This window comes from Acinetobacter sp. YH12094, from assembly GCF_013419295.1.
GTDB lineage: Bacteria > Pseudomonadota > Gammaproteobacteria > Pseudomonadales > Moraxellaceae > Acinetobacter > Acinetobacter amyesii.
Genome location: NZ_VPAK01000008.1, coordinates 136,666 through 144,133, shown reverse-complemented (window position 1 = coordinate 144,133; position 7,468 = coordinate 136,666). Strand labels below are relative to the sequence as shown.

Sequence of the window (7,468 nt, the reverse complement as noted above, 5' to 3'; positions counted from 1 at the left end):
GCGTTTCCATTCGCCCTCACCTAGAAACTTCATGCCTGTAGAGTCCATGAGTAGATGCAGCCCATCGCTACTTTTTTGGTAGCTGATTACAATATCAATATGCTTTTGTCTTCTACAAAGCGTGGTGCAATCTGGAGCTATCCAATTTAATCCGCAAAGTTTAATCAGACTTTGCACAAAGCCAGTGACCATACGTAAAGACAGACGGAATAAGGATTTAATCATTAAGCAGCATTGGATGGCTGCGTCGGAGTAGGTTTGATTTCGCCCTTGTTTGCCTTTTGATGGCGCATACCATTGCGTAGCAGGATCAAACCAAATGGCAATATTTCCGCGACTCATGAGTGCTCGGTTATATGCGGGCCAATTGGTTGTGCGGTAGATTTTGTGTGTAGGCTTCTTCATTTGAAAATTATATCGCTGAAAAACCCTTTACAGATAGGTTTGTGCAACAAAGCCTATTTAAAATACAGTATCTCAAACACCTTAGTATGTAGAAACATCATAGAGGTATAGCGTATACATGTTTTAAAAATAATAAATTAAAAATATAGTTATATTTTTAACCGTATTTAGTTGCACTAGAGCTGCTTATATTAGGTTAATTTTAATGATTCTTTTCTACCTTAGCCTCAGAAAATAAAACTTAATCCAAGACATTTTAAGCGTTTATGTATGCAAAGAGATTTAATCCGTAGGTATATGTATGAATTCAGTGAGAATTAAATTGCTGACATAATATGTTCGATAAACTTATGACCTAACACACATTATTCAAATACTTTGTGCTCAGTTATATTTACCCCTTTACCCCAAAGTGATTACTTAAAAGTGGAGAATAAAAATGTCACAAGAATACGTTGAACAAGATCAGCGACAAAAATTATGGGAACTCATTAAAGACGTGCGTTTCACCATGATTAGCCATGTCACTGACAAGCAAGAAATTCATTCTCAACCTATGACTATGCTTAATTCTGATAAGATGAATGAGCATGAAAATATCTATTTTCTTATGAAAGAAAACAATGACCTTGTAGAGGCAGTCAATGCAGGTCGTAATCATCTTGGATTAGCATTCGCTAAACCTTCAGACGATATTTATGTATCAATTAGTGCTCATGGAGAAATCAGTACAGATGCGGCCCTAATCGATAAATTATGGAATCCTTGGGCTGAAAACTGGTTCGATGGCAAGACTGATCCTACTGTTCGCGTTTTGATAGCTAATGCTATTAGTGCAGAATTCTGGAATGTCAAAGACAATAAAGTCACCCATTTATTCAAAGTTTTGAAGGGCAATTTAACGGGTAAAACTCAAGAACTTGATACTGAACATAATACCCTGAACTTAGAATAAATGATTTTATTGATTTGAATTAATGCTTTAATTTTAGGTTAATTTGGATTGTCCCATAGTTAGTCAAATACATATATGATCTCGAATGAATGGTTTCACCAGCTCAAACATCAATTTAAAAAAGGCTGCATCAAGCAGCCTTTTTTGCGTATATAAATTGATTCAACTTACCTTTTGAATTAATTGCGCTTTGGCCACTTCTTGTTGCTTTAACAAGTTACGTTGGATTTTTCCACTCGATGTTTTAGGCAACCCATCTACAAATTCAATTTCTTTTGGATAAGCATGCTTGGATAAACGAGATCGTACATAGGCTTGTAGTTTATCCATGAGTTCTGAACTTGCTTGATATTGTGGTTTCAATACCACAAAAGCTTTAACCAATTCAGTTCGCTCAGGATCAGGCTTACCAATAACTGCTGACTCTAAAACCTCTTCGCACTCTAATAATGTGCTTTCCACATCGAAAGGTCCTACACGATAGCCTGACGTTGTAATGACATCGTCAGCACGACCCACAAAATCAATTCCGCCTTCTTCATTTAAACGAACAGTATCACCAGTTAAATAGTAGTTACCTACAAAGGCTTTACGGTTATTACCACCATAGCCTGTGAACCACATGAGTGGAGATTGCGACCAGTCTAATGCTAATGTTCCAATCCCACCACGTTCAATTTCTTGGTGGTCTTTATTGAGCACCGCGAAACGATGACCCGGTATAGCAAAACCGGCTGAACCCACTTTTTTGTAGTGTTCTAAAGCGTGATGATTTGCAATCACCATACCGAGTTCTGTTTGCCCATATTGGTCATAAATATTGACGTTTAAATCGTGATTAAACCATTGAATCACTTCAGGCGTTAGCGGCTCACCTGCGCTACTCACAACCCGTAAATGTGATTTTATGGATGCGTCAAATTTTTCTTTGAAGCCAAAGAACATACGAAAAGCCGTTGGTGAACCAGTCAAATTACTGACTTTATATTTTTTGATGACTTGAAGTGCATGATCAACACTAAAAGCCCGTTCATCCATAATAATGCTGTGTCCTAAACTTAATGGCCCTGCAATTCCATAGTACAAACCATAAGCCCAACCCGGATCTGCCAAATTCCAAAATGAATCTTCATCACGCAAATCAACCGCATGTGTCATATACCCTTTAAATGCCAATAACGCTTTGTGTGGCACAGGTACAGACTTGGCTAAACCGGTCGTTCCTGATGTAAACATCATTAAAAATTCATCGTCAAATGAACGGGGAACTGAGTTAAATGTGGCGTCATGCAATTGCAACTCTGACCAAAAGTCAGGATCTGTTTGAATTGCTTGATCGGCATGTACGTTTAAAATATGCGGTAAATCAATGTGATTAAGTTTTGATCGTTGCTCAGTGTTGGTTACAATCAGCTTTGTTCCCGCAGTTTGCACCCGATGCTCAATCGCTTTGGACTCAAATGCCGTAAACAAAGGCTGATAAATTGCCCCTATACGCCATGTTGCCAAAATAGTAATCAATAACTCTGCAGTACGGGGTAATAGACCTGCAATGCAATCACCTGCTTTTAGCCCAATGCGCTGATAATAATTCGCCAATTGTGCAGAAGCTAAATCTAATTGCTCAAAAGTCCATTGTTCAGATTCACCATTTTTACCTTCCCAAATCAGCGCAGTTCTATTTTGCCCAACATAGCGCCCACAACATTCATCATAAGCATTGATTGAACTTGGCGTACCGACCAATTGTTCTGCAACCATTTTTTCAAAATTAAAATCACGATATGCTTGTTCTAGTGTCTTCATGACGACAATTCCTATCCTGTTCTCTATGATTCAAAGTGCAAGACTTTGAGGTTTATTGATCTTGTTGTTGTACCGCTGCGTACTAGTGACGATTCCTTTGCCACATCCGCTTTTACTGCTTTTCTATACACCGATTGCAATGTCGGTTTTTTAGTTTTGAAACTTATACTCTTCGACAATCTATTCGTAAATTACCTATTCTTAGACTGTCTATACCTAGATAACCATGTTTGGATGTGCCCTGCAATTTCCATAACCATCAACGCCATTGCAGGGTTTGAACATCGACTAAAGTCTATTTTTTAACCTTTCACCCTTTGGTGACTTCACGTGCAATCACCAGCCGCTGAATGTCCGATGCACCTTCATAGATTTGACTGACACGCACATCACGATAAATTCGTTCTACTGGAAAATCAGATACATAACCATAGCCCCCATGGATCTGAATCGCATCTGAACACACCCGTTCAGCCATCGTCGATGCAAAAAGTTTCGCCATCGAGGCTTCTTTTAAACATGGAAAACCTGCATCTTTTAACGTCGCTGCATGGAAAATCAATTGGCGAGCCGCCTCAATTTGGGTAGCCATATCCGCGAGGCGAAATGCCACGGCCTGATGCTGTACAATCTCTACGCCGAATGCCTTGCGTTCATTGGCATATTCAACGGCTGCATCTAATGCTGCTCGTGCCATACCCACAGACTGCGCTGCAATACCAATTCGACCTGACTCTAGGTTTGATAAGGCAATTTTATAGCCTTCACCCTCTTGGCCTAAAAGACTATCCGCAGGAATACGACAGTCATCTAAAACAATAGTTGCTGTATCGGAACAATGCTGACCCATTTTGTCTTCTAAACGCGTTACGATATAACCCGGCGCATCCGTTGGTACTAAAAAGCACGAAATCCCTTTTTTACCTGCAGACTTATCCGTTACCGCAAAAACCAAGGCTACTTGGGCATGTTTTCCTGTGGTAATAAATTGCTTGGTGCCATTTAACACCCACTCATCACCATCACGCTCCGCTTTACATTCCAATGCGCTCGCATCTGAACCCACTTGTGGTTCTGTTAGGCAAAAACAACCTAACCATTCGCCAGTGGCTAATTTTTTTAAGTATTTTTCTTTTTGTGCTTCTGTACCATAACGCTGCGTAATGCCACAAGGTAGTGAGTTTTGTACGCTAACAATTGTGGAAATCGCACCATCGCCAGCAGCAATTTCTTCTAAGGCAACAACCAAAGACACATAGTCTAAACCTGCACCCCCCCATTTATCCGAAACCGTCATGCCTAAAGCACCTAGCTCACCCAGTTCCTTAAGTTCTTGTGCAGGAAATGCTGCCGTTTTGTCACGCTCAGCTGCCGTTGGTTTCAGTTTTTCTTGCGAATAGCTTCGCATCATGTCCTGAACCATTTTTTGTTCATCATTTAAAATCATGAGACTTCCTTTTCTAAATCTTTTATAGCGCGTATAGCTTTAAATTTTGGATAACTGCGGAATTAAAAATACTTTGGCTGTATAAAGCAAAGTTGGATACACGACGACGTCATTTGCAACTGTCTGAGGCAAGACGCCATTAATCTCTAATGTTTCTGTAACCTGTAAATCAATAAATATTTGATGACGAGTTTTGCAAATGACAATGGTTTTGGTTACTTTTGCCGAAACAAAAGTAACGAGATGAACTACTGTCAACGAAGTTATTCTCGATATGACTCCGTCGTAGAAGCCTGAATAAGCAGTTTTAATAAATAACTATTTAGGCTGCATACGAATCGCGCCATCAAGACGAATCACTTCGCCATTGAGATAAGCATTTTCAAAAATATGCGTCACTAATTTTGCAAACTCTTGTGGTTTTGCTAAACGTGGAGGGAATGGCACCATTTGCCCCAAAGCATCTTGTACATTTTGTGCTAAGCCTTTGAGCATCGGCGTTTCCATAATGCCCGGAGCAATGGTCATCACACGGATTGATTCACGTGCAAGCTCACGTGCAAGAGGTAATGTCATTGCAACCACTGCCCCTTTTGATGCTGCATAAGCCGACTGACCAATTTGACCATCAAAAGCCGCAACCGATGCCGTATTCACAATCACGCCACGCTCTTCTTCACCTGCTTTTAATTCATATTTAGCAATCAGTTGTGCCGCATAGCGCAGCATATTGAATGTACCTGAAACATTAATATTTAATACTTTTTGGAACATCGCCAAATCATGTAATCCGTCACGACCTAAAACTTTTGCAGAGGGTGCGATACCTGCGCAGTTCACTAAGCCATTAAGTTGACCAAATTCCGCTTCAACTTGTGTAAAGAAAGTGCCTACCGCTTGTTCATCAGTGACATCCAATTGAACAAATTTCGCATGATCACCCAGTTGACGTTGCATTGCTTCGCCATGCTCATGATTCATATCCACAATAATCACTTTTGCGCCCAGGCCAATTAGATGTGTTGCTGTCGCAGCGCCTAGTCCTGATGCACCACCTGTCACAACAAAAACTTTTCCTTTAATGTCCATAGCATTTCCCTATTTATGATGTCTTGTTTTAAATTCGACTTAAGATGCAGAGTAAACAGAGAATTTATTCAGTACAATTTCCAAATGTTGCATCTTTACTGATGTATTTGGACAATTCTGAACAAGGACCTATCCGCACATATGCCGAAGCATGGACTCGAATACAGTAAAGGGACGATTTCTATCGACTTGGTGCATGAAGCATTACACGATGCGCAAAAAAAGCACTTTGATATTTCTGCTATTTTACAAAAGGCGGGTATTCCCTCAGAGTTACTGCTATCAAGTAAGACCAGAGTTTCTGTTTCTCAATATGCGGCTTTATGGACTCATCTTGCAGATGTGATGGATGATGAATTTTTTGGCATGGATCGGCATGCCATGCGACGTGGTAGTTTTAAGCTACTGTCGAAAATGATCATGCATAACAGCACCTTGGGCGATGCACTCAAGCAAATCCTACAATTTTTAAATCTGGTTTTAGATGACTTGCATAGTGATTTAACCATTGAAGATCACTTTGCTTATATCGTGATCTATGACCAACAAGCGCCTAAACGCATGTTCAGCTATGCAACATATTTGATGCTCATCCATACGCTACTGTGCTGGTTGAGTGGACAACGGATTTTATTAAACCAAATCCAATTTAAATGTGATGCACCACTTGATGATCACGACTACAAAGTTCGCTTCTGTGAAAATATTCATTACCAAGCCAGTCAAAACTATATACAGCTCGATGCCAGTTATTTAAGCCTTCCAATCAAACAAGACACACGTTCGTGGTATCAATTCCTACAACAAACACCTGAAAACCTTTTGGTACGCTTTAAAAACCCGTATGCGCTCAGCAGCCAAATTCGTAAACAACTGTTAGACGTTCCTCCTGCCGAATGGTTAGAGTTTTATGAGTTGGCGGTCAAAATGAATATGTCGGAAGCCACGATGCATCGCCGTCTTAAAAGTGAAGGTGTGAGTTATCAACAACTCAAAAATGATATCCGACGAGATACCGCCATCGATTTTTTAACCCATACCGATAAAAGCTTGCAAGATATCAGTGAAGAACTGAATTTTCATGATCCGAGTGCTTTCCATCGGGCTTTTAAAAAATGGACAGGCGTCAGTCCCGGTGCGTATCGACAAAATAATGCGCCTGAATTCAAGGCCTAAAATTTGATATTCGCTATTTATAAATTGAATATTCATCTAATTAATAGAAAATCAATAACTTAAAAATATTCAATAAATAGACTGACCATTCATCCTTGAACGATTGCTACTTTAGTCTAATTAGGTTATTTTTCACTCAATTTAAAGCGCTTTGCTTATTTATTTTCCAATTCTCCTGCATCTCCTTGAAAGGCTTTCCTATGCTTAAGATGATTGATGTTCTTGAACAACAACTTGTTCAAAACTTTTCAGATTCTCTTTTCACTCAGATTGACACAATTGATGACCTGTTTCATGAACAGCTTAAAACTATTGCAGATATCGATTTGCAAAATTTGATCTCACAATTTTTTAGCACTGAAAATGCAGTTGAAGTTGCTCATGCACTGGATATCCAAGCGGATGACATTGAAGCAATTCAAGCAGGTGCAAATCTAAAAGATGAAAATTTAGTAAATGCAACTGCAAAAATTATTGCTTACTGTCTTGCAGTAGAAACAGCAGCTTTAGAACAAGTTGAAGTTTTCGATAGCTTACAAGATTACCCAATGTAAGTATTGATCACATATAAAAAGCAGCGAGAGCTGCTT

Annotated in this window: 7 protein-coding genes; 3 read left to right on the top strand and 4 right to left on the bottom strand. The window is 39.5% G+C overall.

The annotated features are described in order from the left end of the window. Positions 1-405: IS5 family transposase (locus FTU34_RS08500; protein ID WP_180035260.1), on the bottom strand; the 405-nt coding region annotated here is incomplete at its 3' end. A 439-nt stretch (positions 406-844) separates the two neighbouring features. Between FTU34_RS08500 and FTU34_RS08495 the strand changes: the two genes are divergently transcribed. Beyond that, positions 845-1,360 carry a pyridoxamine 5'-phosphate oxidase family protein gene (locus FTU34_RS08495; RefSeq protein ID WP_180035261.1) on the top strand — a complete coding sequence of 172 codons (516 nt, stop codon included), beginning with the start codon at positions 845-847 and terminating at the stop codon, positions 1,358-1,360. A gap of 162 nt (positions 1,361-1,522) precedes the next feature. Here the strand turns inward: FTU34_RS08495 and FTU34_RS08490 are convergent, their stop codons facing one another. From FTU34_RS08490 to FTU34_RS08480, 3 genes are all read right to left on the bottom strand, one after another. Continuing rightward, positions 1,523-3,166, bottom strand: coding sequence for an AMP-binding protein (locus FTU34_RS08490; protein WP_180035262.1), 1,644 nt, complete (start codon positions 3,164-3,166; stop codon positions 1,523-1,525). A 310-nt stretch (positions 3,167-3,476) separates the two neighbouring features. Beyond that, the gene (locus tag FTU34_RS08485; RefSeq protein WP_180035263.1) at positions 3,477-4,613 is read right to left on the bottom strand and encodes an acyl-CoA dehydrogenase family protein; all 1,137 of its coding nucleotides are present in this window, start codon (positions 4,611-4,613) and stop codon (positions 3,477-3,479) included. Between the two features lie 318 nt (positions 4,614-4,931). Continuing rightward, a complete protein-coding gene (locus FTU34_RS08480) occupies positions 4,932-5,702 on the bottom strand; it encodes a 3-hydroxyacyl-CoA dehydrogenase (RefSeq protein ID WP_180035264.1) in 771 nt (256 codons plus the stop codon). A gap of 141 nt (positions 5,703-5,843) precedes the next feature. Between FTU34_RS08480 and FTU34_RS08475 the strand changes: the two genes are divergently transcribed. After that, on the top strand, positions 5,844-6,878 hold the full coding sequence (locus FTU34_RS08475) for an AraC family transcriptional regulator (protein ID WP_180035265.1): 1,035 nt from the start codon (positions 5,844-5,846) through the stop codon (positions 6,876-6,878). A 200-nt stretch (positions 6,879-7,078) separates the two neighbouring features. After that, a complete protein-coding gene (locus tag FTU34_RS08470) occupies positions 7,079-7,432 on the top strand; it encodes a hypothetical protein (RefSeq protein ID WP_180035266.1) in 354 nt (117 codons plus the stop codon). Positions 7,433-7,468: the final 36 nt, after the last annotated feature.

Coding starts and splice junctions, on each gene's coding strand:
- FTU34_RS08495 (WP_180035261.1), top strand. CDS start 845: ATGTCACAAGAATACGTTGAACAAGATCAGCGACAAAAATTATGGGAA.
- FTU34_RS08490 (WP_180035262.1), bottom strand. CDS start 3,166: ATGAAGACACTAGAACAAGCATATCGTGATTTTAATTTTGAAAAAATG.
- FTU34_RS08485 (WP_180035263.1), bottom strand. CDS start 4,613: ATGATTTTAAATGATGAACAAAAAATGGTTCAGGACATGATGCGAAGC.
- FTU34_RS08480 (WP_180035264.1), bottom strand. CDS start 5,702: ATGGACATTAAAGGAAAAGTTTTTGTTGTGACAGGTGGTGCATCAGGA.
- FTU34_RS08475 (WP_180035265.1), top strand. CDS start 5,844: ATGCCGAAGCATGGACTCGAATACAGTAAAGGGACGATTTCTATCGAC.
- FTU34_RS08470 (WP_180035266.1), top strand. CDS start 7,079: ATGCTTAAGATGATTGATGTTCTTGAACAACAACTTGTTCAAAACTTT.